The organism is Stenotrophomonas sp., assembly GCF_050737075.1.
Taxonomy (GTDB): domain Bacteria; phylum Pseudomonadota; class Gammaproteobacteria; order Xanthomonadales; family Xanthomonadaceae; genus Stenotrophomonas.
Map to the genome: position 1 here is coordinate 1 of NZ_JBOHXV010000070.1, position 26,204 is coordinate 26,204.

Annotated in this window: 24 protein-coding genes; 11 read left to right on the plus strand and 13 right to left on the minus strand. The window is 66.3% G+C overall.

Annotation, left to right across the window (positions count from 1 at the left end):
* From ACREPD_RS15705 to ACREPD_RS15725, 5 genes are all read right to left on the minus strand, one after another.
* A partial coding sequence (locus tag ACREPD_RS15705; protein WP_431600194.1) for a hypothetical protein occupies positions 1-779 on the minus strand: 779 nt, incomplete at its 3' end.
* The gene (locus tag ACREPD_RS15710; protein ID WP_431600195.1) at positions 776-1,099 is read right to left on the minus strand and encodes a Mu transposase C-terminal domain-containing protein; all 324 of its coding nucleotides are present in this window, start codon (positions 1,097-1,099) and stop codon (positions 776-778) included. The genes ACREPD_RS15705 and ACREPD_RS15710, both read right to left, overlap by 4 nt.
* Positions 1,099-3,087 carry a transposase domain-containing protein gene (locus ACREPD_RS15715; protein ID WP_431600196.1) on the minus strand — a complete coding sequence of 663 codons (1,989 nt, stop codon included), beginning with the start codon at positions 3,085-3,087 and terminating at the stop codon, positions 1,099-1,101. Before ACREPD_RS15715 ends, ACREPD_RS15710 begins: the two co-directional genes overlap by 1 nt.
* Complete coding sequence (locus ACREPD_RS15720) at positions 3,087-3,539, minus strand: hypothetical protein (RefSeq protein WP_431600197.1); 453 nt, start codon at positions 3,537-3,539, stop codon at positions 3,087-3,089. Before ACREPD_RS15720 ends, ACREPD_RS15715 begins: the two co-directional genes overlap by 1 nt.
* A 77-nt stretch (positions 3,540-3,616) precedes the next feature.
* Positions 3,617-3,964, minus strand: a complete 348-nt coding sequence (locus tag ACREPD_RS15725; RefSeq protein WP_431600198.1) for a helix-turn-helix domain-containing protein — start codon at positions 3,962-3,964, stop codon at positions 3,617-3,619.
* A 120-nt stretch (positions 3,965-4,084) separates the two neighbouring features.
* Between ACREPD_RS15725 and ACREPD_RS15730 the strand changes: the two genes are divergently transcribed.
* The 7 genes from ACREPD_RS15730 (at position 4,085) to ACREPD_RS15760 (ending at position 13,429) form a co-directional block, all read left to right on the plus strand.
* The gene (locus tag ACREPD_RS15730) at positions 4,085-4,645 is read left to right on the plus strand and encodes a hypothetical protein (protein WP_431600199.1); all 561 of its coding nucleotides are present in this window, start codon (positions 4,085-4,087) and stop codon (positions 4,643-4,645) included.
* A gap of 13 nt (positions 4,646-4,658) precedes the next feature.
* Positions 4,659-4,946: a hypothetical protein gene (locus tag ACREPD_RS15735; RefSeq protein ID WP_431600200.1), complete on the plus strand. Its 288-nt coding sequence runs from the start codon at positions 4,659-4,661 to the stop codon at positions 4,944-4,946.
* Between the two features lie 238 nt (positions 4,947-5,184).
* On the plus strand, positions 5,185-7,245 hold the full coding sequence (locus ACREPD_RS15740) for a TonB-dependent receptor (RefSeq protein ID WP_431600201.1): 2,061 nt from the start codon (positions 5,185-5,187) through the stop codon (positions 7,243-7,245).
* Positions 7,246-7,358: 113 nt separating this feature from the next.
* Complete coding sequence (locus ACREPD_RS15745) at positions 7,359-9,470, plus strand: TonB-dependent siderophore receptor (protein WP_431600202.1); 2,112 nt, start codon at positions 7,359-7,361, stop codon at positions 9,468-9,470.
* Positions 9,467-10,234 (plus strand): hypothetical protein, encoded by a 768-nt coding sequence (locus ACREPD_RS15750; RefSeq protein ID WP_431600203.1) that lies wholly within the window; start codon positions 9,467-9,469, stop codon positions 10,232-10,234. Before ACREPD_RS15745 ends, ACREPD_RS15750 begins: the two co-directional genes overlap by 4 nt.
* A gap of 50 nt (positions 10,235-10,284) precedes the next feature.
* Complete coding sequence (locus ACREPD_RS15755; protein WP_431600204.1) at positions 10,285-12,792, plus strand: PepSY domain-containing protein; 2,508 nt, start codon at positions 10,285-10,287, stop codon at positions 12,790-12,792.
* Between the two features lie 205 nt (positions 12,793-12,997).
* Positions 12,998-13,429 (plus strand): CBS domain-containing protein, encoded by a 432-nt coding sequence (locus tag ACREPD_RS15760; RefSeq protein WP_431600205.1) that lies wholly within the window; start codon positions 12,998-13,000, stop codon positions 13,427-13,429.
* Positions 13,430-13,458: 29 nt separating this feature from the next.
* Here ACREPD_RS15760 and ACREPD_RS15765 read toward each other — a convergent pair whose 3' ends face one another.
* From ACREPD_RS15765 to gloA, 6 genes are all read right to left on the minus strand, one after another.
* Positions 13,459-14,157, minus strand: coding sequence for a hypothetical protein (locus ACREPD_RS15765; protein ID WP_431600206.1), 699 nt, complete (start codon positions 14,155-14,157; stop codon positions 13,459-13,461).
* Positions 14,154-14,369 carry a hypothetical protein gene (locus ACREPD_RS15770; protein ID WP_431600207.1) on the minus strand — a complete coding sequence of 72 codons (216 nt, stop codon included), beginning with the start codon at positions 14,367-14,369 and terminating at the stop codon, positions 14,154-14,156. The genes ACREPD_RS15765 and ACREPD_RS15770 overlap by 4 nt, the downstream gene beginning before the upstream one ends.
* A 188-nt stretch (positions 14,370-14,557) precedes the next feature.
* Entirely contained in the window at positions 14,558-16,024 is a 1,467-nt protein-coding gene (locus ACREPD_RS15775) for a UdgX family uracil-DNA binding protein (protein WP_431600208.1), read from the minus strand.
* Positions 16,021-17,328 (minus strand): putative DNA modification/repair radical SAM protein, encoded by a 1,308-nt coding sequence (locus ACREPD_RS15780; protein WP_431600209.1) that lies wholly within the window; start codon positions 17,326-17,328, stop codon positions 16,021-16,023. The genes ACREPD_RS15775 and ACREPD_RS15780 overlap by 4 nt, the downstream gene beginning before the upstream one ends.
* A 204-nt stretch (positions 17,329-17,532) precedes the next feature.
* Positions 17,533-17,967, minus strand: a complete 435-nt coding sequence (locus tag ACREPD_RS15785; protein ID WP_431600210.1) for a VOC family protein — start codon at positions 17,965-17,967, stop codon at positions 17,533-17,535.
* A gap of 52 nt (positions 17,968-18,019) precedes the next feature.
* Positions 18,020-18,547 carry a lactoylglutathione lyase gene (gene gloA / locus ACREPD_RS15790; RefSeq protein ID WP_431600211.1) on the minus strand — a complete coding sequence of 176 codons (528 nt, stop codon included), beginning with the start codon at positions 18,545-18,547 and terminating at the stop codon, positions 18,020-18,022.
* Positions 18,548-18,649: 102 nt separating this feature from the next.
* On the opposite strand from gloA, the gene ACREPD_RS15795 reads away from it, so the two are divergent.
* Positions 18,650-19,762 (plus strand): PLP-dependent cysteine synthase family protein, encoded by a 1,113-nt coding sequence (locus ACREPD_RS15795; protein ID WP_431600212.1) that lies wholly within the window; start codon positions 18,650-18,652, stop codon positions 19,760-19,762.
* An 81-nt stretch (positions 19,763-19,843) separates the two neighbouring features.
* Positions 19,844-21,910, plus strand: coding sequence for a M3 family metallopeptidase (locus ACREPD_RS15800; protein WP_431600213.1), 2,067 nt, complete (start codon positions 19,844-19,846; stop codon positions 21,908-21,910).
* 67 nt (positions 21,911-21,977) lie between these two features.
* Here the strand turns inward: ACREPD_RS15800 and ACREPD_RS15805 are convergent, their stop codons facing one another.
* Together ACREPD_RS15805 and ACREPD_RS15810 are read right to left on the minus strand one after the other, a co-directional pair.
* Positions 21,978-22,793, minus strand: coding sequence for an SDR family oxidoreductase (locus ACREPD_RS15805; protein WP_431600214.1), 816 nt, complete (start codon positions 22,791-22,793; stop codon positions 21,978-21,980).
* Entirely contained in the window at positions 22,784-23,377 is a 594-nt protein-coding gene (locus ACREPD_RS15810) for a DUF1415 domain-containing protein (protein WP_431600215.1), read from the minus strand. The genes ACREPD_RS15805 and ACREPD_RS15810 overlap by 10 nt, the downstream gene beginning before the upstream one ends.
* 192 nt (positions 23,378-23,569) lie before the next feature.
* Between ACREPD_RS15810 and ACREPD_RS15815 the strand changes: the two genes are divergently transcribed.
* Complete coding sequence (locus ACREPD_RS15815) at positions 23,570-25,036, plus strand: benzaldehyde dehydrogenase (protein ID WP_431600216.1); 1,467 nt, start codon at positions 23,570-23,572, stop codon at positions 25,034-25,036.
* A gap of 14 nt (positions 25,037-25,050) precedes the next feature.
* A complete protein-coding gene (locus ACREPD_RS15820; RefSeq protein ID WP_431600217.1) occupies positions 25,051-26,178 on the plus strand; it encodes an NAD(P)-dependent alcohol dehydrogenase in 1,128 nt (375 codons plus the stop codon).
* Positions 26,179-26,204: the final 26 nt, after the last annotated feature.

Sequence of the window (26,204 nt, forward strand, 5' to 3'; positions counted from 1 at the left end):
TGCAGGTAGGCACTGGAGTTGGTGAGGTCGCGCAGGCCCATGGACAGTGCGATTTCCTGCAGGCAGGTCAGCACGCTGCCCGTGGCCGGCGTCAGCTCGACGTGCCAGACGTTCGGGTTCGACTTGCGGTAGCGCTCGATTGCCTTGGTCTTGCCAACACCCGCGCCGCCGCAGATCAGGACAATGTCCGCAGCCATTTGGGCATATTGCAGGCCGGCGATGATCTTCTCGCCGGTCTGGGTCTTCACCCATTCCGGGCCTTCCGGGAGCTTGCCGGTGCTGTTGCGTTCTTCCAGCGCTTTGATCCAGTTCGTCAGCTTGCGGCCGACGTTCTGCAGGTTGCCGTTGTAGCTACCTCCGAGGAACTGAGACACGGTCGCGGTGCTGAGGTCGGCCTCACGGGCAATGCGTGCCTGGGAGTAGCTCTTATCGTCCTCTGCGACTGCGCGGATGCGATCACGCAGATCGGACAGCTGCTCCGGTGTGATCTCTTCGGGCTGGGCGGTCGGCAGGGCGGTGACATTCATCGTACGAATTTCCTTGGGAATGTAGGGTTGCTGCGGGGTAAGTGGCTTGCGTTTGAATTGGGCGAGACGTTTTTTCCGCCTATCCAATCCCGCACCTGGTGCTGTGCCGCGAGGGCTTACCCGCGTATCGATCCCAGACTGGATGCGGGCTTGGGATCGATACCGAGCTGGGTGTGAGCCCTCCTTGGCCAAGCGCTCCAGGTAGACCCGGCGCTTCATGAATCCTGTTTGCACATCGATGGGCTGCATCACGATTCATCCTCCGGCGCCTTCCCTGTCACCGTCCGGTATTGCTTCTTGGCGCGAGCGTGTTCACGGGCTGCGCCCGTATCGGCGAACCCTACTGCAGCGATGCACTCGGCCTGGCCGATGTAGACGTTCGCCAGGGTGTATGCCTGTACCGCTTGGTGGAGCTGCTCCGGGTCGAAGCGGAGCATCAGCTTTTGGCCGGCGTAGGGCGCGATTGCCTCACTCCAGTAACGGTTACCCGATAGGCGCACAGACCCGTCTCGGCGGTCGACCGTAACGACTTCCGTGGACAACAGCAGCTCGCGCAGTTGAGTGTCTTGCATCACGCTTCATCCTCCGGAGCCTTCCAGAGAGAGGCTTCATTGCTGCGGCTGGCCATGTTATTCATCAGGGAGATAAAGGCGCTCTCGTTGTCGTCGGTACCGGTGCGGCGATATTCCTGTTCGACTGGTGCTCGTGCTGGTGCCTTGCGGCGGCCGAACATCGGTGCGATTACGCCGGCCGGCGGCAGTTCCTCGGGCATCGGGGATGGCAGCTGAGCAGCGACCTTTGATGCGTCCATCCGGCGCTCTGCCGCCAGCTGCTGCCGGTTTGCCTTCCGGTACTGCTTCTTGGCGCGAGTGTGTTCACGTGCAGCGCCCGTATCAGCGAAACCAACGGCCGCGATGCACTCGGCCTGGCCGATATAGACGTTGGCCAGGGTGTATGCCTGTACCGCCTGGTGGAGCTGCTCCGGGTCGAAGCGGAGCATCAGCTTCTGACCCGCGTAGGGCGCGATCGCCTCGCTCCAGTAACGGTTGCCCGAGAGGCGGACAGACCCGTCGCGGCGATCACCGGTAACCACGTCCGTGGAGAGCAGCAGCTCGCGCAGTTGTTCGGGCGTGGCCTTGCGAATCGGCGACCTCGCGTAACTCTCCTGGAAGGCCGCATCGAAGCTGCGGCCTGCGGCCGTGCGCGTACGGCGACCCTCACGGGCGTTGTGGGCCGCGATTTCTTCGTTAACCACCTGCGCGAACTCATCCAGCGGGATGGCCTTGCTGCCGTAGTTCTCCGGCTTGGCATCCGGCTTGTTGCCCGTATAGGCGCCAGCGAACGCCGGGTGCTTTGCGATGCGATCACAGAGGTCTCGCCAGGCACGCTCGATTGGCTTGGCCTGGCCGTGGTACGGCGTGGCCCAGTGAATTTCGCAACCCATCGCGGTCAGAACGCCCGTGGGGTCATCGTCCCGAACTTTGAACCGGAAGCGGTTCGCGGTGCCACCGGTAAGCATCTTGGATGCAAAGCCACGACCGTTGTCCAGCCAGACCTTGGCTGGGATGCCGTAGCGCTCCATGACGTCACGGAAGGCAAAGCGAGCCAGGTCCGCAGACTCGGTTTCCGCGATCCGGTAGCCCAGCAGCTTCCCGCTGTAGAGGTCCTGGACGCCGACCATGATCGGCCTCGCAACCTTGCCATCTGGCCACTTGGCGAACACGTCGAACTTGTGGCCGTCGCTATTGACTGCCTCCAGAGCGTGGAAGACGGAGCGGTCACGCTCCTGGGCCGGGAAGGTTTGATCGAACTTCTCCTGCCCCTGGCGGGCGAGGATCAGCACCGCACGGGGCAGCTCGGCTTCAATCCGTCGCTGAAAGGTCTTCAAGCACGGCAATGCCGGCCATTCCTTGATGGTGGCAATGCGCTTGACACGGTCGTAGCAGCTGCTTGCCGTGGGTGCTTCTACGCGGAGGTAGTCAGCTTTGAACATGTCCCAGGCTTCGGACGGGATTTCCGCCTTGGCCGTGCGCCCGGCATAGGCCGGCACCAGCAACGCGAGCCGGTGGTGCTTGTCCACCTTCGACACCAAGGCGGCCCAGCGCCCGAGACTGGCAATGCTTGCACCTCGAATGTTCTCGCGCTGCAGCTGGGCCGCGACCAAAGTGCGCGCCTCCATCAACGGGCGACCATCAGCCACCAGTCCTTCCACGGCCTGCACTGCACGCAGGCGTCGCCGTGCCTCATCTTTCAGGTGCTGGGGCACAGCCTCGTAACGCTGCCACGCGGAGCGAACATGGGCCGCAGACGGCGTCATCATGCGAGCGGCCGGCGTGATTTCGCGCTCGCCGTGCAGGCGCAGCTGCAGCGCCGCCTGGGCTTGAGTTGGCAGGCTGGCATACGGGTACAGTCGGCCCTTGCCCTGTTGTTTGGGGCGGCTCGCCCATCCGTCACGATCAGCCATGATTCGGACACCGCGCTGGGTGCGCGGCAGGCCTGGCAGGCCTGCCAACTCATTTGCGCTGTGCCAACGGTCCTCGGCGGGGGTCCACGGCTCCATCAGCGAACCCTCCGGCTCAGATCCTTGAGCGCCTTGATGCGCGCCGCGACCTGCAGGCGTTCGCGCTCCAGGCGACCCAGCTCCGCATCGAGCGTTGCCGCCCCCAGCAGCAGTTGGCCTCCGACTACTTCGCCATGCCATTGCCCAAGCCGTGTGCCGCTGCACACCACTTCCAGTACTGGAGCCAGCCACAACGGCAGGTTGAAGCCGCCACGGCTTGGCGCGGTGTAACCATCGAGCATGGCCTTGGATACATCCCGACCAGTAAGCCTGCTGGCGCGAGAGGCGACCTCAAACCGGTCCAAACCGGCTGCGTGCGCACTTTCCAGCATCTGCCCGACCATCACGCTCACGGGCTGGCGAAAATCCATGGTTCCATCGATCTGTGCTGCAGCACGCGGGAATGCGAACAGATCCCCGGTGAGGTCATCCGAGTGGCGGTGGCGAATCATCCTTGAAACTCCAGTTTGGGAATGGGCACGTCGCCTAAGGCGGCGACTACCCGAGGGGTAGATAGCGGGCAGGTTCATCAGCCGACCTGCATCTGCGGATTGCGGCTGGGGCGTAGCCTGCTAGGCTTAGCCTTGGAAGGCAGCTTGGGCTTGGCGCCGCTTTGTCCACGGTTCGGCCTGCCGTCGTTGCCGTAACGGGTCGGCCAGATCGCTTGTGGGTCTTGGCCCAGGACCTCTGCAATGAGGGCTTCGGCCAGCGGGTATGGGCGGCGCAGCGCTGAGTTCAGGCTGTTTCCATTGGTATAGCCATTGAGTAGCGCGAGCTGCCGCAGGGAGAACCCCTTGCGGTGCAATGCAGCTACGACATCGGCGGGATGCCAGTCCTTAGCGGGACTGGCTTTTTCCGGTGTGGTGATTGCTGACACGTTGAACCTATCTCTTCGGCAATGTCTACGAAGCAGATAGTGATCATATGTGATCGTGTTGTCAACCAAATTTGATCGTATCGATCAGTTCCGATTCTCTTTGCCGTGCGGATTCGCGAAATGCCTACAGATAAGTCATCAAATACAGCTGCTTACGCCGGAATCGGAACCGGCGAAGGCGCGTCGTCGGCAGTTCCGATTCCAGCGCCTGGAATCGGAACGCGCATATCCGATCTGTCTAAGCGAATTGGCACGCGAGAATTTGTCTCAAATGTGATCGGAGTCTCGGCGCCCCAACTACAGCGCTACATTCGAGAGCAAAACGCCGCCCCCTTCGAGGCAATGGCCAGGCTTTGCTTGGCGGCAGGCGCGAGCATGGAGTGGCTCGCAACTGGAATTGAGGTCAAAGACGACGGTGCATGTCGTAATCCGCCATCTCAGTCGCAGGACTTGAATCAGGACCGCTTGATACTTGCATTGCAGGCAGTTGACGACGCTTTGGCGACCAGGGATGCGTATCTCCCGGTCGCCAAGCACGCTGAAGCCGTGATGCTGGTGTACGAACTGCTGGGGAGCGGGTTGCCTGAAGCTGAGGTGATCCCGTTCGCTCGGCGCGCAGTGGGTTTGGCTCAAGGAGGTGCGGTTGATGGAAAAGGCAGGGCAGCGGGTACTGGTCGCTAGGTTGACGCGATTGATGTCGGAGGCGATCTGGGCCAACGGCACGGTCGAGTTCAACCGCGCCGAGATAATTTGTGCGGCAGACGATCAGTTGGTTCGGAAGCGTGCCATAGGCGAAATAACCCGTATATCAATGAGATACGGGTGGCGATCGGTGGTTGATCAGGCGCTGCATCAGGCCCAAGCCCCCACGCTTCGGCACATGGAGGCTTGCCAGCTCGAGGCCCTTGCTGCGGCTCTTCTGCGCTTGGTAGACATCGCCATGACTGGCTGCGATTTGGCCGATGATTTCCCGGCGCGCTAGAGTTTCTTCAAATGCCCATCGAACGGCCGATCACCAGATCGGCCGTTTCGCATTTCTAGTGTCCAAAGGGAACAAAAGCCCCTCATTTTGCAAACCTAGCGGCACGACGATCCTCAGCCGACGTATCGGACTGAAAGCCAGTAGCGGCGAGGCTTCGTCCCGTTTTTTCCCGCTTTGTTCCGCTCTTTCCCGCTATTCTCAATCCTCAAGTCCCCCCACATACGGCGTTCCCTTCGCCTTGGCCCTGCATGCGTCTGCGGCGTCGGCGCAACAGGCCGGTGCCACCACGCTCGACCGCATCGAGGTGACCGAAGACCGCGACAACTATCAGGCAGCGCGGGTGCGCGCGGCAACCAAGACTGACACCCTGCTGCGCGACGTGCCACAGTCGGTGACGGTAGTGACCGAGGGCCTGATCCGTGACCAAGCCATGCAGAACATGGGGGATGTCGTGCGTTATGTGCCCGGCGTGCAGATGGCGCAGGGCGAGGGTCACCGCGACGCGCCGATCCTGCGCGGCAACAGCAGCACGGCCGACTTCTTCATCAACGGCATGCGCGACGACGTCCAGTACTACCGCGATCTGTACAACGTCGAGCGCGTCGAAGTGTTGAAGGGCCCGGCGGGCATGATCTTCGGTCGCGGCACCTCCGGCGGCCTGATCAACCGGGTCACGAAGCAGGCCGACTGGACCAACCCACGCAATGTGAGCCTTACGCTGGGCTCGTGGAACAACCGGCGCCTGGTGGCCGACGTTGGCCAAGCGTGGAGCGATACCGGCGCCTTCCGCGTGACGGGTCTCTACGAGAACTCGGACAGCTATCGCGACGACGTCAACATCGAGCGCTGGGCCATCAACCCCACGTTGACCTTCCGACCCGGCGACGCCACCACGGTGGCCGTCGGCTATGAACATTTCGAAGATGACCGCGTCGTCGACCGCGGCATTCCCTCGCAGCTCCCGATCAGCGGGCGCGCGGTGTCGGTGGACCCGTCCACCTTCTTCGGCTCGGCCGAACAGAGCCCGGCATGGGCACGCATCGATGCGGTCTCCGCATCGGTGACCCATCAGTTCTCCGACACGGTGAAGCTGGTCAACCAGACCCGCCTGGCGGACTACGACAAGTTCTACCAGAACGTCTTCCCCGGGGCGTACACCGCGGCCAATGGTCGCGTCGCCATCAGTGCCTACAACAACCTGACCCACCGCAGGAATCTCCTCAACCAGACCGATCTGACGACGGAGTTCGAGACCGGTGCGGTCCGCCACGTGCTGCTCGCGGGGCTCGAGCTGGGCCGGCAGGAGACCGACAACTTCCGCGAGACCGGCTATTTCCCCAGCGTGGGCGCCACGGCCACCTCGGACTATGTGACCCTGGACAATCCGCACTACACCCGGCCCGTCGTGTTCCGGCAGAGCGCGAGCGATGCCGACAACACCAGCGTGGCACGCAATGCCGCGCTGTATGTGCAGGACCAGATCATCCTGAGCCCGCAGTGGCAGATCCTGGCAGGTGTGCGCTATGACTATTTTGATGCCAGCCTTCGCAACCACCGCAACGGCCAGGCCATCAGCAGCAGCGATGGCCTGTTCTCGCCGCGCGCGGGCCTGATCTACAAGCCGCAGGACGACATGTCCCTGTATGCCAGCTACTCGCTGTCGTACGTGCCGCGTGCGGGCGAGCAGCTCGCCTCGCTCACGCCCTCCAACCGCACCCTCGATCCGGAAAAGTTCACCAACATCGAGGTGGGCTACAAGTGGGACATCAACAGCCGCCTGTCGCTCAGTTCGGCGATCTACCAGCTTGACCGCACCAACGTCGCCATCACCGACCCGAACAATCCCGCACAGTCACTGCTGGTCGACGGTCAGCGGGTGCGCGGGGTGGAACTGGGGCTGGCCGGCAATGTCACCGATGCGTGGCAGATCATGGCCGGCTATGCGTACCAGGACAGTGAGGTCCAGCAGCCCGGTGCGCAGAATGGCAACGAACTGGGGCAGGTGCCGAAGCACGCGTTCTCGCTGTGGAACCGCTACGACCTCAGCGAGCGCTGGGGCGTTGGCCTGGGCACAATCTACCGCGACAGCGTGTACGTGGCGTCCGACAACGCGGTCGTACTGCCCAGCCTGATGCGTGTGGACGCGGCGGCGTTCTACACCGTGAGCGATACGCTCAGGATCCAGTTGAACATCGAGAATCTGTTCGATCGCGCGTACTTCGCGAGCGCGCACAGCAACAACAACATCACCCCGGGGTCGCCGCGCGCGTTCCGCGTGGGGATCGACTGGCGGTTCTGAGGCAAGGTAATGATGGTAATGCGAGGCATTCGCATATAAAGTATGCGTCCCCACGTCTTACCCCCACCACCATGAATACTCCGCTTGCAACCCGAACCCGGGTTGGCCTTGCCGTGGCCATCGCCTGTGCGCTGGCCACGTCGCCGATCCTTGCCGCCGCCGCAGACACCGTAGGCGGTGCCGAATCGGATGCACGGGACACGGTGACGCTCTCGGAAATCCGCGTGCTGGCCGAACGCATCGACGGCTACGACGCCAAGCGCACCTCCACCGCCACCCGCACCGGTGCGGACGTGCGTGACGTGGCCCAGTCGATCCAGATCGTGCCGCGTGCGGTCATCGACGACCAGCAGCTCAATGACCTCACCAGCGTGGTGATGAACGTGAGCGGCATCCAGCCCGGCACGACGGCGGGCAACCGTTCGGAAAGCTTCACCATCCGCGGTTTCCGCTCGTCGTACTACGCGGTGGACAGCGTCATGCTGAGTCCGGCGATCGAGACCAACGACAGCTTCCGAGATCTGGCCAACATCGAGCGGGTCGAGGTGCTGAAGGGTCCGGCGTCGGTGCTGTACGGGCGCGGCGACCCCGGTGGCCTGATCAATCTGGTCACCAAGAAGCCGCAGTTCACGCCGGAGGCGAACTACACCGTGCAGGCGGGCAGCGATGCCTTCTATCGCGGCGAGGTGGATGTCACCGGCCCGCTCAATGCGGCGAACACGCTGGCCTACCGGATCATCGGCGCGGCGCAGACCAGCGATGGCTTCCGCAACCAGCCCAATCCCTTCGAGCGCCAGTTCTTCTCCGGCTCGGTCGCCTGGGAACCGGACGAGCGCACGCGCGCGCTGGCCAGCGTGACCTGGCAGCGCCAGGACAGCCCGGTGGACCGTGGCATCGTGTCCGTGCCGAAGGCCGACGGCACCGGCTACACCGTCGACCTGCCGCGCGACCGCTTCCTCGGGGAGGACTTCGCCACCTTCCATTCCACGCGCAGCGAGTTCAACTACCGCGTGGAGCACGACGTCAACGACTGGCTGACCGTGCGCCACATGGGGCACTACGACGAAGGCCAGCTCGACCTGGTGGGTGTCAATTACAACGCCGTGCGCATCAACGCGGCCACCGGCAAGCGCACGGTGACCCGTACGGCGGTCGAGCAGGACGAAGAGAACCACAACTACGATTTCCAGTTCGACATGGTGGGCCGCTTCCGTACCGGCAGCATCGACCACACCGCCGTGCTGGGCCTGCAGTACACCGATTCGTACCGCTTCCGCACCTTCGGCAATTCGCCGCTGGCCGCCATCGACATCGACAACCCGGTGTACGGCGCGTTGCCGACCGGCTTCACGGCACGGCCCGACCGCGAGGTGAATGCCGAAACGCGTGCGATGTACGTGCAGGACCAGCTCGACATCGGTGAAAAGTTCAACGTGCTCCTCGGCGTGCGCTTCGACCATGCCAAGCAGACCGATGCCGGGCTGACCTCCTACCTCTCCGACGAGAAGGCCTGGTCGCCGCGCGCCGGCATCGTGTGGAAGCCGGTGGAGAACGTCTCGCTGTTCGCCGATTACACCCAGTCCTTCCAGGCCAAGCCCGAGCCGACCCTGACCGGCGCGCCGATTCCGGCCGAGACCGGCGAGCAGTACGAAGTGGGCGTCAAGGCGGACCTGCTCGGCGGCCGCCTGTCGCTGACCAGCGCCGCCTTCCAGCTGACCCGTGCGCATGTCGCCCAGCAGGACGCCGCCAACCCCGGCTACAACCTCGATGCCGGCGAGCAGCGCGTGCGCGGCCTGGAGCTGGATGTTGCCGGTCAATTGAGCGACGCGTGGAAGATCATCGGCAACCTGGCGTGGACGCGCAGCGAGCTGGTGGCCTCCAGCGAGTTCCCGGTCGGCAACGAGCTCATGAACGTGCCCAAGCGCAGCGGCAGCCTGTGGGCGAGCTGGGAGCCGAACGCGGGCGCGATGCGGGGCTTTGGCGCCGGTGCCGGCGTCTTTCTCGCCAGCGACCGTTGGGGCGACCTCAACAACACGCTCAACATCGGCGGGTACACCCGCTATGACGCCAGCGTCTGGTACCGCTTCAATCCGCGCAACCGGGTCACGCTGACCCTCAAGAACCTCACCAACGACTACTACATCGAATCGGCCACCTCGCTGGTGCAGATCGCACCGGCGGCGGGTCGCTCCTTCGTGGTGTCCTACAGCGGGAGCTTCCGATGAGCCGCCGTGGCGGCTTGCCGGGTGCGGCGGCGTTCGTGCTGGGCGCGCTGCTCTTCGCCACTGGCAGCGCGCAGGCGGCGACCAAAGGCGAGGTGCTGATGGTGATGCGCCAGTCGCCCCCGAAGGGCTCGGCCGACCAGGAGATCGTCGATCACCTGCGCACGGCGGGCTACCGGGTCACCACCAGCGAGGGCATCGGCGAGAATCCTGACGTCTGCCGGTACGACCTGGTGCTGCTGTCCTCGACGGTACGCTCCAACCAGTTCACCGCCGAGCGCAGCTTCGTGCGTACCCTGCGCAACATGCAGGTGCCGTTGCTGACCTGGGAAAACGACCTGCTCGACGACCTGCGCTATACGGGGTTGCAGCGCGATACGGATTTCGGTGAGCTGGAGACGGGGCACTACGCGTGGATGGTGCGTGCGCCGCACCCGCTGTCGGCAGGCATTCCCGCCGGCTTGACCACGTGGACCGAGGCGCGCCAGCCGGCCGGCTGGGGCAAGCCCGGTCTCGGTGCGGACATCATCATGGTCTGGCCGGGCGAGGCGGACAAATCCATGCTGTTTGCCTACGAGCTTGGCGCCACGATGGACCATGAGTTCCTCGCACCCGCGCGCCGGGTGTTCATCGGCATGGACAACGCCACCTTCAGCCACATGACGGAGAACGGCCGCGCGCTGTTCGATGCCGCGGTGCTCTGGGCGATACAGGGGCAACGGACGTCCCCCTGCGTGTCTCTGTCGGCGCACAGCGCCCTGGATTGAGACGCCCCAGTGTCCAGCTACCTCAGCCGCCGCTACCGGAAGCCACTGTCATGTTGAAATCCGCTCTGTTCCAGCTGCATTGGCTGCTGGGCATCACCGCCGGTACGGTGTTGGCCCTGATGGGGCTGACCGGCGCCACGATGTCGTTCGAAGACGAGATCATGCGCGCGCTTAATCCGGACGCCGCGCAGGTGGCGCGCCAGCATGAGGCCGGCGCACAGCCGCTGCCGTTGAGCACGCTGCTGCCGATGCTGCAGCAGGGCCAGACCCGCCCGCTGCAGCGCCTGCAGCTGGACGCCACCGGCCAGCGGCTGTCGATGGCACGCTTTGAAGGCGGCCAGCAGCACTGGCGCTATTTCGATCCGTACAGCGGCCAGCAGTTCACCGCGCTGCGCGGCGCCGGTTTCTTCGCCTTCGTGGAAGACCTGCACCGGCGTCTGGTCAGCGGCGATCGCGGGCGGCTGGTGACCGGCAGCTGCGCGATCGCGCTGGTGTTCTTCTGCCTGTCCGGGCTGTATATGCGCTGGCCGCGCCGCTGGTGGCACTGGCGCACCTGGCTGGCGGTGGAATGGACGCGAAGCGGCCGCAGCTTCCTGTGGAGCCTGCACTCGGTGGTGGGCACCTGGGTGTTGCCGGTGTACCTGATGATCGCGTTGACCGGCCTGTGGTGGTCGTTTGGCTGGTACCGCGATGGCGTCACTGCCGTCCTGGTAGGCGAGCGCAGCGAGCCGGCTGACGCAAAGGCCGCCGCCGGGCCGCTCGACCTGGAAAAGGTGCAGGCCACCCTGTACGCGCTGGACGGCGTGCGGCGCGGCTCCATCGACCTGCGCTTCCCGGCCAAACCCGGCAAGCCGCTGACCGCACGCGTACGCGGCAGCGATGCCGAGCATGACCGCGCGCAGGATATCGTCCAGCTCGATCCGGTCAGCGGCGCACGGCTGCAGTACGAGCCCTACGCCGGCAAGGACGTCGGCGGCAAAGTAGTGGTGAGCATGTTCGCGCTGCACTCGGGCAGCTTCTTCGGACTGCCGGGGCGGGTGATCGTGATGGTCTCCAGCCTGTGCATGCTGGTGTTCTTCGTCACCGGCTGGATGCTGTACCTGGACCGCCGGCGCCGCAAACGTGAGGTGCGTGCCGCGCGGCTGCCGGCCCCGACGCTGGCCGGGAACGGAACCCCCTGGCTGGTGGCGTTCGCCAGCCAGAGTGGCGTTGCTGAACAGCTGGCATGGCGCGCGGCAGCGCAGCTGCAGGCCGCCGGCGCGACCGTGGTGGTGCGCCCGCTGGGCCAGCTGGATGCCGCCACGCTTCAGCAGACCGGCCAGGCACTGTTCGTTGCCAGCACCTTCGGCGACGGCGAGGCGCCCGATGCGGCCCGCGTGTTCGAGCGCCGGCTGCTCACCCGTCCGCTGCCGCTGCCGAACCTGCGCTACGGCCTGCTGGGCCTGGGCGACACCGGCTACGCGCGCTTCTGCGGCTTCTCGCGTGCGCTCGACCGCTGGCTGGGCGAGCAGGGCGCGCAGCGTTTGTTCCCCACCGTTGAGGTCGACCGCGACGACGCGGTCGCGTTGGCGCAGTGGCAGCAGCAGCTGGGCGCGATCAGCGGCAATGAAGACGTTTCGCCATTGCCCGTCCAAGCGCCCCTGCAGGCGTGGCCACTGCACGGGCGGCGCCTGCTCAACCTGGGCAGCGCCGCCGGGCCGGTCTGGGAGATCAGCCTGGCCGCGCCGGCGCATACGACCTGGCAGGCCGGCGACATTCTGGAGGTGGCGCCGCGCCACGCCGACGCCTACGTGGTAACCGTGCTTGAAGCCCTGGGCCTGGCGCCGGACGCGCTGGTAGAGATCGATGGTGAGGCGTTGGCCCTGCGCGATGCCGCCGCGCAGCGGGTGCTGCCCGCGCCGGACCATGCCGCCCCGGTGACCGACGCCGGCGCGTGGCTGAGCACCTTGACGATGTTGCCCCATCGTGAGTACTCCATTGCGTCGGCCGCGCAGGACGACCATCTGCAGTTGGTGGTGCGCCTCACCCGGCAGCCGGATGGCCGCCATGGGCTGGGCTCGGGCTGGTTGTGCGTGCATGCGCCGCAGGGCACGCCCGTGCAGGCGCGGGTGCGCCGCAACAGCGGCTTCCACCGCTTCCCCGAACACGCGCCGATGCTGCTGATCGGCAACGGAACGGGGATCGCCGGCCTGCGCAGCCTGCTGCGCGAAGCCGCCCTCCAGGGCGACCATGGCCATTGGCTGGTATTCGGCGAGCGCACCGCCGCCCACGATCACGGTTACCGCGACGAGATCGAGGCCTGGCAGCACGATGGCCATCTGCGGCGGGTGGACCTGGCGTTCTCCCGCGATGCCGACGGCGGCGGCTACGTGCAGCACCGCCTGCTGGCGGCTGAGGCAGCCGTGCAGGACTGGGTGGCGATGGGCGGCAGCGTGTACGTGTGCGGATCGCTGCACGGCATGGCCGAGGGCGTGGACCTGGCCTTGCGCCGGATCCTCGGCGAGGACCGGGTGGACGCCCTGCTGGGCGAAGGCCGCTACCGCCGCGACGTCTACTGACCCGAACGGCCTGCCAGACAGGGCACACGGGCGGGGCCGTCGCTTTGCTGTTTCGGGCGGTCGGAAAACTTTAGTAGTGCGCGGCGGCGACATTCAGCGACGGTTTTAGTCACGGTGCCATTCTCGGGGTGCGGGCCGGTGGGTGCGACAACCGGTCCCAGGCGCGTTACCTCTCGAATTCAGTAGCCTGTAACAGGAAACAAGAATGAACGTCCGCGAACTGCTGCAATCCAAGAAAGAAGCCATCGTCACCATCGACGTGGATGACACCATCGGCGCTGCGGCGCACAAGATGAGCGCGCACAAGATCGCCGCGCTGGTGGTGATGAAGGATGATGTGCCGGTAAGGATCATCTCGGAAAAGGACATCGTGCGCAGCCTCGCCGATGACGGTCCGCAGGCGGGCAGGCGGGTCATCGCCACGCTTCCGTCGGCCGGCCTGGAAGGCATCTCGCCGGACGCCACCCTGAAGCAGGCCATGGCGCTGATGACCTACTCGCGCCACCGCCACCTCATGGTGACCGAAGGCAACCGGCTGGTGGGCATCCTCAGCCTGGGCGACATGGTCAAGAGCCTGCTCAGCGAACTGGAGCTGGAGAAGGCGGTGCTGCAGGACATCTACATGGCGGCGCACTGAGCCCCAAGCCGGCGGGGCGGGCCGGATGCTTACTCCGTTTCCAACCGCCGGCGTGGTTTTGGATTGGCCTGGCGTATCGCACACAGTGCGTCTTGAGCAAGGATCAGATCTGCTTGGGACAACTGTTCGGTCTCAGGAGGTAGAAACCAGCCTTTGACGCAGCTGATGTCTCTCAGGGCGATCTGTACGTGGCTGTCTCTGTGAAACCCGGAGTTGGGGGCAATCTCTGGACCTTGCCGGAATGCCCCCCGGACGGCTTGAAAGTGTTCGATGCCATCTGCGTTGCGGCGGCTTGCATGGATGAAGTGGAATACCGCTCGATCCAGTCCGCGCAGGAGGATCTCCTCATCTAGAGAACTCACCGGAACGTTCAGCGGCATTCGCAACCCACTCCGAAGAAATCCTGCTTGAAGAAGAAGGTGGGCGTTCTCGAACTCCAGCCGACCGGCCTTGGTGGTCATGTCCAGACATCGTTGCACGCTGAAGATGCAGCCGACGACGGCTGGTGTCGCAATTGGACATGCTGTCAGCCTGCGGAGGGGTTCGCTGGCGGCGGTTTCGGCGAACGTCATCGCCCGTTCTGCGTCACCTTCGAACAGATAGAAACCCGGTCCGAGCCAGTCATACTGGTTATCGCTGGGCATCGGCTTCAGTCGTCCGGAAATCAGTCCGTCCCTTACGGTGACGTCGCAGCCGTGATAGCCGATCTGTAGATGTCCATCGTTCATCTGTAGCCGCGTTTGAGCCTTCCAGAGGCGGTCAATATTCCAGACTTGCGTATGATCGCCTCCGCCTGCTCGGGCGTCATGTCGTATATCCGGCGAATCTGTTGCTCGTAATTCTCACCAAACATCTGCGCTGGAGTCATCGGTGACATCGTTCGTCGACCGTCCGGCTTGCTGGCGGCAGACTTCGGCGGAATGGGCTTTTGGATGGCCATGGGGAAAGCATACTGCTGTCCATGTCGAGGCTCAGGGGGATCCTGCGTGAGACGCGCTTGGATTCGCTGCTCGCTGTGGCATGAAAAGCGCAAAATTGCGCTTGAATCTACACGTTCAGCCAGGCGGATGAAGTTGCAGGGACGCGCCAAAAGCGTTGTCGCAAACGGCAGCGGCCGATGCCTGATAGCTACCGTGTGCAGCCTGTCGAGACCGCAGTGCTGGAGTTGTCTGCAAGCGTTGCCAAGTCACGCAGCAGTACTTGATACGCCTCTTCCTGCGCAGGACCTGCAGGCTGTCGAAGGACCCAGGAAGGATGCACCGTCGCAAAGCCGCGCGTTCCATCCTCCAGCGTGTGCCACTGGCCGCGATCGCGGGACAGGGTGAAGCCGCTGCCGAATACGGCGCGTGCCGCGCTGGCGCCCAGGCAGACGATCACCTTCGGGCGGACCTGTTCAATCTCGGCCATCAGCCACGGAAGGCAGGCGTTGATGTCGGTGACCTGCGGCTTGGAATGGATGCGCCGCTTGCCACGCCGCTCGTAGCGGAAGTGCTTCACCGCATTGGTCAGGTACAGCGTGCTGCGATCAATGCCCAGTTCCTGCAACGCGCGGTTCAAGAGCTGCCCGGCCGGGCCCACGAACGGATGGCCGCTCAGGTCCTCGGCATCACCGGGTTGTTCGCCGACCAGCATTACCTGCGCATCGCGCGGGCCTTCGCCGAACACGGTCTGGGTGGCGGGCTCCCAGAGCGGGCAGCGGCGGCAGCCCGCGGCGGCGGTGCGTAGTCCGTCCAGTGAATCGCCATTGGCCGTGGCAGGCGCGCGCAACGGGATGTGACGCTCTGGAATCCGCCGCTGCGGCGCCTGCGCCTCGCGGTCGTGCATTTCCTGCACGCGGTCACCGGCATCGCGCACCAGCGTAGGCAACAGGCTCGCCTCCGGCAGGTGCTTCCAGTACTTCGCCGGCATCTCCTGCTGCATCATCCGCGTGTTGAGCCGCGCGGGGTTGAAGATGTTGGCGTAGTAGGTGCGCCACAGTTCCTCGCGGGCATCGTCGCGCGGCGCATCCTCCTGCCGGGCGCCGGGACCGAAGGCCAGCGCCTGGCCATCCCACTGCACGCTGCGCGCGGGCGTCAGGATCGCCCAGCGCATGCCGGCGAAGCGGCGCGCGAAGAACGGGGCGACCCGGTCCACGATGTGGTGGTCGGGCTCGAACCAGGCGATGAAGGCATCGGCTTCGCCCGGTACTTCGCGGAAGCGCACGAACGCCTTCATCTTGTGGCTGTCGCGGCGCACCGCCTGCGCCAGCGCCATCGAGCGCAGCACGTCCGGGTCGGCCGGGTTGGTCAGCAGGCCACGCTCGCCGTGGACGATCCGCCACAGCATGCGGTACAGCAGCGCGTGCCGATGCGGATCGCGGTGGCACAGGCAGGTGGTGGCCAGCTCGACGAACGCGCCGGGCACGGAAATGGCCGCGTCTTCGCCTGCCGGTGCGGGCAGGCTGCCCAGCGCCGGCGCATCCAGCAGCGAGCCGTCGCCGTCCTGCAGCCAGTCGAGCTGGTCCGGCGCGACGCGATGCTGCAGCGCCAGCCGTGCCGCCCCACGCCACGCCTGCACCGACCACGACGGATCGACCCGCACACTCCAGCGGCTCATGCCGCGGCGTCGGGAAACAGCGACGCCTGGCGCGGCGGGGGTGCCAGCCGCGCACGCAGTGCGGTTGGGTCGTCCAGTGCGCGGCGCGGGTGATGGTCGGCCAGCTGCACGAATGGCAGCAGCTTGCTCATCGGCGCGCGCAGGCGGGCCACGTCGGCCACGCGCAGGCGCCCGTGGCGGCGGGCCAGGAGCACGCGCTTGACGTTGCGCACGCCCAGCCCCGGCACGCGCAGCAGCATTTCCTTCGAGGCCACGTTGAGGTCCACCGGGAAGCGCTCGGGATGGCGGATCGCCCAGGCCAGCTTCGGATCGATGTCCAGGTCGAGCATGCCGTTCTGCGTGGTGTCGGTGATTTCCTCTACGCCATAGCCATAGAAGCGCAGCAGCCAGTCGGCCTGGTACAGCCGATGCTCGCGCGCCAGCGGCGGCGCCTGCACCGGTAGGAGGCGACTGGCATCCGGAATCGGGCTGAAGGCGGAGTAGTAGACCCGGCGCATGCGGTAGTTGCCGTACAGAGTGTCGGCCGTACCGAGGATCTGCTGGTCGCTGGCACCGTCGGCGCCCACGATCATCTGCGTGCTTTGCCCGGCCGGCGCGAAGCGCGGCGCGCGGGCGCGACCGGGACGCTTGACCGGTAGGCCCGGTGTGGTTGCCGCCGCCGTGGCGGGCCTGGCCTCGCTGGCGGCCCTGGCCTCCTTGGCCTCCTCGATGCGCCAGCGCAGTTCGCCCATCGCGCCGCGGATCGACGGCATCGACTTCTCCGGTGCGAAGCTGGACAGGCCTTCTTCGGTGGGCAGCTCGATGTTGATCGACAGCCGGTCGGCGTAGCGACCCGCCGCCGCCAGCAGTTCCGGCGACGCCTCGGGAATGGTCTTGAGATGGATGTAGCCGGCGAATCGGTGCACTTCGCGCAGCTGGCGTGCCACGTCCACCATCCGCTCCATGGTGTAGTCGGCATTGCGGATGATGCCGCTGGAGAGGAACAGGCCCTCGATGTAGTTGCGCTTGTAGAAGTCCATGGTCAACGCGACCACTTCGGCCACCGTGAACCGTGCGCGCGGCACATTGCTGGAGACCCGGTTCACGCAGTACGCGCAGTCGTAGATGCAGAAGTTGGTGAGCAGGATCTTCAGCAATGACACGCAGCGGCCGTCGGGCGTGTAGCTGTGGCAGATGCCGGCGCCCTCGGTGCTGCCGATGCCACCGGAGGCGCGCGAGTCGCGCTTGCCTGCGCCACTGGAGGCGCAGGACGCATCGTATTTGGCGGCATCGGCCAGGATCGCCAGTTTGCGTATCGTCTCCATGCGGAAACGGTAGGGGTGGGCCGTCTCAGGTTGTGAGACTGGGGAGCGTGGTGGCTGAAGAGTTCAGGGATGCCTGGGTGCAGCCACCCTACAGAATCATGCTCCCAGTGTGCGCGGACAATCCCGGGCGCGTGGCGACGCGTTCATTGCAACGGCGCCCCATGGTCAAGAGGCGCGGGGTGGCTCTACCCCCGGGGTTGTCTGTCAGCTTTGGAAGGTGACCTTCACCGAATCGGCGCTGTAGGTTGCCGGGCCGTGGTACACGACCTCGATGTTGTTGCCGTCCGGATCGATCGCGAACGCAGCGTAGTAGCCGGGGTGGTACGGGCGCTCGCCCGGCGCGCCGTTGTCCTTGCCGCCCGCAGCCAGGGCGGCGGTGTGGAACGCCTCCACGGCGGCGCGGTCGCGGGCCTGGAAGGCCAGGTGATGGCGGCCGGTGAGTTCACCGGCGGCCGCCTCGCTGTCGGCGGTGGAGATGAACAGCTCGTCGGCCCAGAAGTACGTATCGCCTTCACCGGCGATCGGGATGCCGAGGGTGTCGAACACGGCCTGGTAGAAGCGGCGGCTGGCGGCCAGGTCGCGCACCACCAATTGCAGGTGGTCGATCAGGCGGCCGCGGTGCAGTTCCATGGTTTCCATGCGGGTTCCTGCGCTTGAGGAAAGCGCAGGTATACCACCGGGCGGTTAAAGATCAGGCAATGGGCGTGTTGGAGATGATTTCCACCCAGTACCCGTCCGGATCCTTGATGAAGGCCAGGTGCTTCATGCGGCCGTCTTCCAGGCGCTTCTGGTACTGCACCTCCAAGTCGTCGAAACGCTTGCAGGCGGCCTGGATGTCCGGCACCGACACGCAGATGTGGCCGAAACCGCGCGGGTCCTGGTTGCCGTCGTGGTAGACCGGGCCGTCCTGGGCTTCGGTGCCGTGGTTGTGGGTCAGTTCCAGCACACCCGGAAGGCCGGCCAGCCACAGCCGGCGCGCGTCGTCGCCTTCGGGGATCGCCGTGCCGGCCGGCAGCAGGGCCAGGAAGTACAGGCTGAACCGGGCCTCGGCGAAATCGCGCTGGTCGAGCAGGCGGAAGCCGAGCACGCGGGTGTAGAAGTCCAGCGAGGCGGTCGCATCCTTGACCCGCAGCATGGTGTGGTTGAACACGAAACCAGTGGTTTCGGCGGGCGGCTGGGCGGCAACGCCCGGCTGGGACTGCAGGGAGGCAAGGCTCATGGGGGATCCTGTGGGGGGCCGCGCAACGCGGCTGGCCGTTCATTTTAGCGGCGCGGCGGCAAGGGGACGTAGAATGCTGCATCTTCCTGGCTCGTCGTCGACATGTCGCAGCGTGAATGGGTGGCCGCCGCCATCCGCAAGATCGAAGCCGATTTCAATCGTTCGGCCGATACCCACCTCATTCCGATGGATCTGCCGGGGCATCCGGGCATCGAGCTGTACTTCAAGGACGAGTCCAGCCATCCCACCGGCAGCCTCAAGCACCGCCTGGCGCGGTCGCTGTTCCTGTACGCGCTGACCAACGGCTGGCTGCGCGAGGGGCGCCCGGTGATCGAGGCCTCCAGCGGCTCGACCGCCGTGTCCGAGGCGTATTTCGCACGCCTGCTGGGGCTGCCGTTCATCGCGGTGATGCCGGCCACCACCTCGCCGGAGAAGATCGGGGCGATCGAGTTCCATGGCGGCCGTTGCCATCTGGTCGAACGCGCCTGCGACCTCAACTGCGATTCGGAGAAGCTGGCCCGGGAAACCGGCGGCCACTTCATGGACCAGTTCACCTACGCCGAGCGCGCCACCGACTGGCGCGCCAACAACAACATCGCCGAGTCCATCTTCAAGCAGATGGCCGAAGAGCCGCACCCGGTGCCCGAGTGGATCGTGTGCAGTCCCGGCACCGGCGGCACCGCCGCCACGCTGGGCCGCTACGTCAGCTATCGCCGGCACGACACCCGCATCCTGTGCGCGGACCCGGAAGTGTCGGTGTTCTACGACGGGTATTGCGCGGCGCTGGCCGGTGAACCCTGGCGCGAATTGACCTGCGCGGGCGGTTCGCGGGTGGAAGGCATCGGCCGGCCACGGGTGGAATCGAGCTTCATCCCGACCAGCGTGGACGCCATGGTGAAGGTGCCCGACGCGCTGAGCCTGGCGGCGATGCGCCACGTCAGCCGCCAGCTGGGCCGCCGCGTGGGCGGCTCCACCGGCACCAATTTCATCGGCGTGCTGTACGCCGCCGAGCGCATGCGTGCGGCCGGCCGCAGCGGCTCGATCGTGACGATCCTGTGTGACAGTGGCGAGCGCTATGCGCACAGTTACTACAACCCCGAGTGGTATCCGCGACAGGGCATCGACGTGGACCAGGCCGACGCGGTGATCGCCGCGGCCGTGGCTGGGCAGGGTCTGCCAGCACTGCCCAGCGCCGCGCTGGAAACGATGTACTGATCAGCGCAGGCAGGTGAACGGCCACGAACCTGTGGCCGGCGGGGCTTGTGCCGGGCCGGATCGGATGCCATATCGTGGCCAATGCCGCCGTATCGGCCCCGCTGTCTGGAGACCCCTGTGACCCCTGCCAATCCCCTGCTCGATTTTTCCGGTCTGCCCCGTTTCGACGCGATCCAGCCCGAGCACATCGGACCGGCCATCGACACGTTGCTGGCGCAGGCGGAGGCGGCGGTGACCGCCGCCGAAACCGCGCAGCCGGTCAGCTGGGCCAGCTTCGTCGAGCCGCTGGACGATGCCACCGAACGCCTGTGGCGCGCCTGGGGCCAGGTGGGCCATCTGCAGGGCGTGGTCAACACCCCGGCACTGCGCGAGGCCTTCAACGCCAACCTGCCGAAGGTGACCCGCTTCGGCAGCGCGCTGGGCCAGAACCTGGCGCTGTTCGAGCAGTACCGCGCGCTGGCCGCCACGCCCGAAGCGGCGCAGTACGATCCGGCCCGTCGCAAGGTACTGGACAACGCGCTGCGTGATTTCCGCCTTGGCGGTGCCGAGCTGGACGACGCGGGCAAGGCGCGTTACAGCGCCATCCGCGAAGAACTCTCGGCCCTGTCGGCCACCTTCTCGCAGAACGTGCTGGATGCCACCGATGCGTGGTCGCTGCACGTCGAAGATCGCAGCGAGCTGGCCGGCCTGCCCGACGATGTGGTGGCCGCCGCGCGCGCCGCCGCCGAAAAGGACGGCCTGCCGGGGTGGAAGCTGACCCTGCAGATGCCGTGCTACCTGCCGGTGCAGACCTACGCCGAACACCGCCCGCTGCGCGAAGCGCTTTACCGCGCCAACGCGCTGCGCGCCTCCGAATTCGGCGAGGCCAAGCTCGACAACAGCGCGCATATCGACCGCATCCTGGCGCTGCGCGCCGAGCTGGCCGCGCTGCTGGGCTTTGCCAACTACGCCGAATATTCCATCGCCACCAAGATGGCCGAGGACGCGCCGCAGGTGCTGGGCTTCCTGCGCGACCTGGCCGCGCGTGCCAAGCCGTACGCGCAGCGCGACCGTGCCGAACTGGACGCGTTCGCGCGCGACGAGTTGGGCCTGCCTGCTCTGGACGCGTGGGACCTGGCGTTTGCGTCCGAAAAACTGAAGCAGGCGCGCTACAGCTATTCCGAGCAGAACGTGAAGCAGTACTTCACCGAGCCGAAGGTGCTGGAGGGTTTGTTCAGCGTGATCCAAGGCCTGTACGGCCTGCAGGTGCAGCCCGACCAGGCGCCGGTGTGGCACCCGGATGTGCGCTTCTTCCGCCTCGTCGATGCGCAGGGCGCGCTGGTCGGCCAGTTCTACCTCGACCTGTACGCGCGCGAAGGCAAGCGTGGCGGTGCGTGGATGGACGATTGCCGCAACCGCCGCGAGACCGCGCAGGGCGTGCAGACCCCGCTGGTGTACCTGGTGTGCAACTTCGGCAAGGGGGCAGACGGCAAGGCCTCGACCTTCAGCCACAACGAAGTGACCACGCTGTTCCACGAAATGGGACACGGCCTGCACCAGCTGCTGACCCGCATCGGCGAGCTCGGCGTGGCCGGCATCAACGGCGTGGAATGGGACGCGGTGGAGCTGCCCAGCCAGTTCATGGAGAACTTCTGCTGGGAGTGGGACCGCGTGCAGGCGATGACCGCGCATGTGAACAGCGGCGAGCCGCTGCCGCGCGCGCTGTTCGACCGCATGCTCGCGGCGCGGAATTTCCAGAGCGGCATGTTCACCGTGCGCCAGCTGGAATTCGCGCTGTTCGACATGCAGCTGCATAGCAGCTTCGATCCCGTGCAGGACAGCGTGCTGCAGTTGCTTGAACGCGTGCGCGATGAAGTGGCGGTCAACCGCCCGCCAGAGTGGAACCGCTTCCCGCACCAGTTCAGCCACATTTTCGCCGGCGGCTATGCGGCGGGGTACTACAGCTACAAGTGGGCCGAAGTGCTGAGTGCCGACGCCTATGCGGCGTTCGAGGAAGCGCCGGAGCAGGTGGCGGAGACCGGCAGGCGTTTCCGCGATGAGGTGCTGTCGCGCGGCGGCAGCCGGAGTGCGGCGGAGAATTTCGCGGCATTCCGTGGGCGTGCACCGAACGTGGACGCGTTGTTGCGCCACAACGGCATGGCGGGATGAGGTGATCGGTTTGGCGGGCGGATGTTTTCACCGGTAGGTGTCGACCGTTGGTCGGCACGGCGGTGAATCATTCCGCGTAAATCATCGTCCGCGTCATGCCGCCATCCACCACATGGTCCTGTCCGGTGATGAACCCGGACAGGTCCGAGAGCAGGAACACGGCCAGCGCGCCGATATCCTCCGGCTGACCGACCCGGCCCACCGCATGCTGGGCGTGATCGCGACGCGACAGCTTCGGGCTGCGCCGCCGCGCGGGGGCCTGCCACGCGTCGGTGGTGATCCAGCCGGGGCTGATGCTGTTGACCCGCACGCCGGGCCCGCTGCTGATCGCCAACGCATGGGTGAACGCCACCAGGCCGCCCTTCGCCGCCGCATAGGCCTCGCTGTCCGGCTCGGACTGCCAGGCGCGGGTGGAGGCGATGTTGAGGATCGCACCGCCGGCCTTGTCGGCCGCCTGCGCGCGCAGCGCCGGCAGCGCGTGTTTGCTGCACAGGAACGCCCCGTGCAGGCTGGACAGGCGGCGCTGCCATTCGGCCAGCGTCATCTCCGCCAGCGGGGTGCCGTGCGCGCTGGCGATGCCGGCGTTGTTGACCAGCCCATCGATGCGACCGAAGCGCTTGAGGGTGGCCTTGATCAGCGCCTGCACGCTGCGTTCGCTGGCCACGTCCGCGCGCTGGAAGGCGGCGCGGTCCGGCAATGCCCATTCCTTCAGGCAGGCGCGGCCGGCATCGGCGTCGAGGTCGGCGATCATCACGCGGCCGCCGGCGCCCAGCACCGCCTGTGCGATCCCGCGGCCCACGCCCTGCGCGCCACCGGTGACGATTACCACGCGGTCGCGCAGCGGCTGCGCCGGCCAGTCGGCGATGGACGGGGTCAGTGGCACTTCGGGGTGTCCTTGCGGCCGAGCAGGCGCGTCCAGCCTTCCACGCCCAGCTTGTCGAGGGTTTCGATGTTGCGTTCGACGATCACGTCCGGATCGGGGAACGCGGCCACCGCGCGTTCCACGCTGTCTTCGCGCAGCAGGTGCAGGGTGGGGTAGGGCGCACGGTTGGTGTAGTTGCTCACGTCATCCGGTGCGACGCCGGCGAACTGGTACTGCGGGTGGAAGCTGGCCACCTGCAGGATGCCCTGCAGGTCCAGCGCCTCGATCGCCGCATCGGCGTTGTCGAGGAAATCGTTGTAGTCCAGGAAATCGGTGAGCACCTCGGGGTGCACGATCAGCGTGGTGTCGATCTGCTCGGCGGGCGCGTCGCGCAGCAGCAGCAGCTCTTCGGCCAGCTGCTCCACCAGTGCCTCGGGCGTGGTGGCGTCGCTGAGCACGAAGCGCACCTGGTCCTTGACGTACACCGCCTTGGCGAACGGGCACAGGTTCAGGCCGATCACGATCTGCTCCAGCCAGCGGCGGGTTTCGGCGATCGGGTCGCTGCCGTCCGGAGCGCTGTCGGCGGGGAAGGGCGTGTCATTCATGGCGGGCGATATCGCGGGCTGGGTTGTCCATTGTACGGGCGGGGGCCGTGCGCGCACTGTTCAGTAACTGGACACCGGCGCGGGTGAAAACGCGTTGCCGGTCAACGACATGCGGGGTTTCACCGGATGGCTGATAGCCAGCGGGCGCCGACGGGTATCCAATGCAGGGGTGAACCTGGAAAGGAGCCCGCAATGACCGCAACACCGAATTTCCTGCCCGCCGACCTGTGGTCGGGCCATCTCTTCACCGGTGCGTGGCAGCCTGGCGCCAGCGCGCAGGATGTCACCGAGCCGGCCACCGGCAACACCCTGGGGCGCATCGCGATGACCGACCCGGCCGGCATTGCCGCCGCCGCCGCGGCCGCCGCCCAGGCCCAGCAGGCGTGGGCCACGGCACCGTACGACACGCGCGCACAGGTGCTGCGCCGTGCCGCGCAGCTGGCCGAGCAGTTCAATGACGAGATCGTCGAATGGCTGGTCCGCGAAAGTGGATCGACCCGCCTCAAGGCCGGCTTCGAGGCCAAGGTCAACGCCAAGGCGCTGCATGAAGCCGCCGCGCTGCCGTCGCGCAGCATCGGTGAAGTGCTGCCCTCCGAGCCGGGCCGGCTCAACCTCGCACGGCGCCGCCCGCTCGGCGTGGTCGGCGTGATCGCGCCGTTCAATTTCCCGCTTTACCTGGCGATGCGCGCGGTGGCGCCGGCGCTGGCACTGGGCAACGCGGTGGTGCTCAAGCCCGACCCGCGCACCGCCGTGTGCGGTGGCTTCGTGATCGCGCGGCTGTTCGAGCTGGCCGGGCTGCCGGCCGGCGTGCTGCAGGTGCTGCCGGGTGACGGCGCCGCGGGCGCGGCCCTGACCAGCGACCCGAACATCGCCATGATCCAGTTCACCGGCTCCACTGCCGCCGGGCGCAAGGTGGGCGAAGCCGCCGGCCGGCACCTGAAGAAGGTCTCGCTGGAGCTGGGCGGCAAGAACTCGCTGATCGTGCTCGACGATGCGGATATCGATCTGGCCATCGCCAACACGGCGTGGGGCGTCTACCTGCACCAGGGCCAGATCTGCATGGCCACCGGCCGGGTGCTGGTGCAGCGTGGCATCCATGCGCGCTTCCTGGAGAAGCTGGTCGCCAAGGCCAATGCGTTGAAGGTCGGTGACCCGACCAATCCTGACGTGGCCATTGGCCCGCTGATCAATGCGCAGCAGCGCGACCACGCCGCGCGCATCGTGGCAGACGCACAGGCCGCCGGCGCCACGCTGTCGGCCGGGGGCAGCTACCGCGACCTGTTCTTCGAGCCCACCGTGCTCAGCGATGTGGACCGCGATAATCCGGCGTTCAACGAAGAGATCTTCGCGCCGGTCGCGGTGGTGGTGCCGTTCGATACCGACGACGAGGCGGTGGAACTGGCCAACGACAGCGAATACGGCCTGTCCATGGCGATCGTGTCGAGCAACGTCGGGCGCGCACTGAAGCTGGGCGAACGCCTGCGTACCGGCCTGCTGCACATCAACGACCAGACGGTGAACGACGAGGTGATCAACCCGTTCGGCGGCGTCGGTGCGTCCGGCAACGGCACGAGCATCGGCGGGCCGTCCAACATCGATGAGTTCACCCAGTGGCAGTGGATGACGGTCAAGGGCGAAGCGCCCGCCTATCCGATCTGAACAAGGACAGCGAGATGACAGCTACAGCAGAACTGCGCGATATCACCGTGGCCGTGGTGCGCGAAAAGGAACAGCCGTTCACCATCGAACCGGCACGCATCCGTGGCCCGCAGGACGACGAGGTGCTGGTGCGCGTGATCGCGACCGGCCTCTGCCATACCGACCTGATCGTGCGCGACCAGTACTACCCGGTACCGCTGCCGGCGGTGCTGGGCCATGAGGGCGCCGGCATCGTCGAGGCGGTCGGGCCGGCGGTGAAGGAGCTCAAGGTGGGCGACCACGTGGTGCTGACCTACGGCGCCTGCGGCCACTGCAACCCGTGCAGCGGCGGGCACGGCGCCTATTGCAGGGACTTCTTCGGGCTGAACTTCGGCGGCGGCGCGCTCGATGGCAGCACCGCCATCCAGGACCCGCAGGGCAACCCGCTGCACGACCACTTCTTCGCGCAGTCCTCGTTCGCCACCTACGCGTTGAGCCGCGAGAACAACGCGATCAAGGTGCCCGAGGATGCGCCGATCGAACTGCTGGGCCCGCTGGGCTGCGGCATCCAGACCGGCGCGGGCGCGGTGCTCAATTCGCTCAAGGTCGGCGCTGGCAGCAGCTTCGCCAGCTTCGGCGCGGGCGCGGTGGGCCTGAGTGCGGTGATGGCCGCGCGCGTGGCCGGGGCCACCACCATCATCGCCATCGACGGGGTGCCCTCGCGGCTTGAACTGGCCACCGAACTCGGCGCGACGCACGTGATCAACAGCCGCGAGGTGGACGTGGTCGAGGCGGTGCGTGCGATCACCGGTGGCGGCACCAACTTCGCGCTCGAATCCACCGGCCGCCCCGAGGTGTTGGCGCAGGGCATCGAGTCGCTCGGCGGGTTGGGGGTGATCGGCGTGGTGGGTGCACCCAAGCTCGGCACCAAGGCCGAATTCGACGTCAACAACCTGCTGCTGGGCGGGCGCAGCATCCGCGGCATCGTCGAGGGCGACAGCGTGCCCAAGGTGTTCATTCCGCAGCTGGTGCAGCTGTACCAGCAGGGCCGCTTCCCGTTCGACCGGCTGGTGAAGTTCTACCCGCTCGACCAGATCAACCAGGCCGCCGAAGACAGCACCCGTGGCGTGACCCTGAAGCCGATCCTGACCATCGGGAGGTGAAACGCTGCGTCGCGGGCATGCATGCC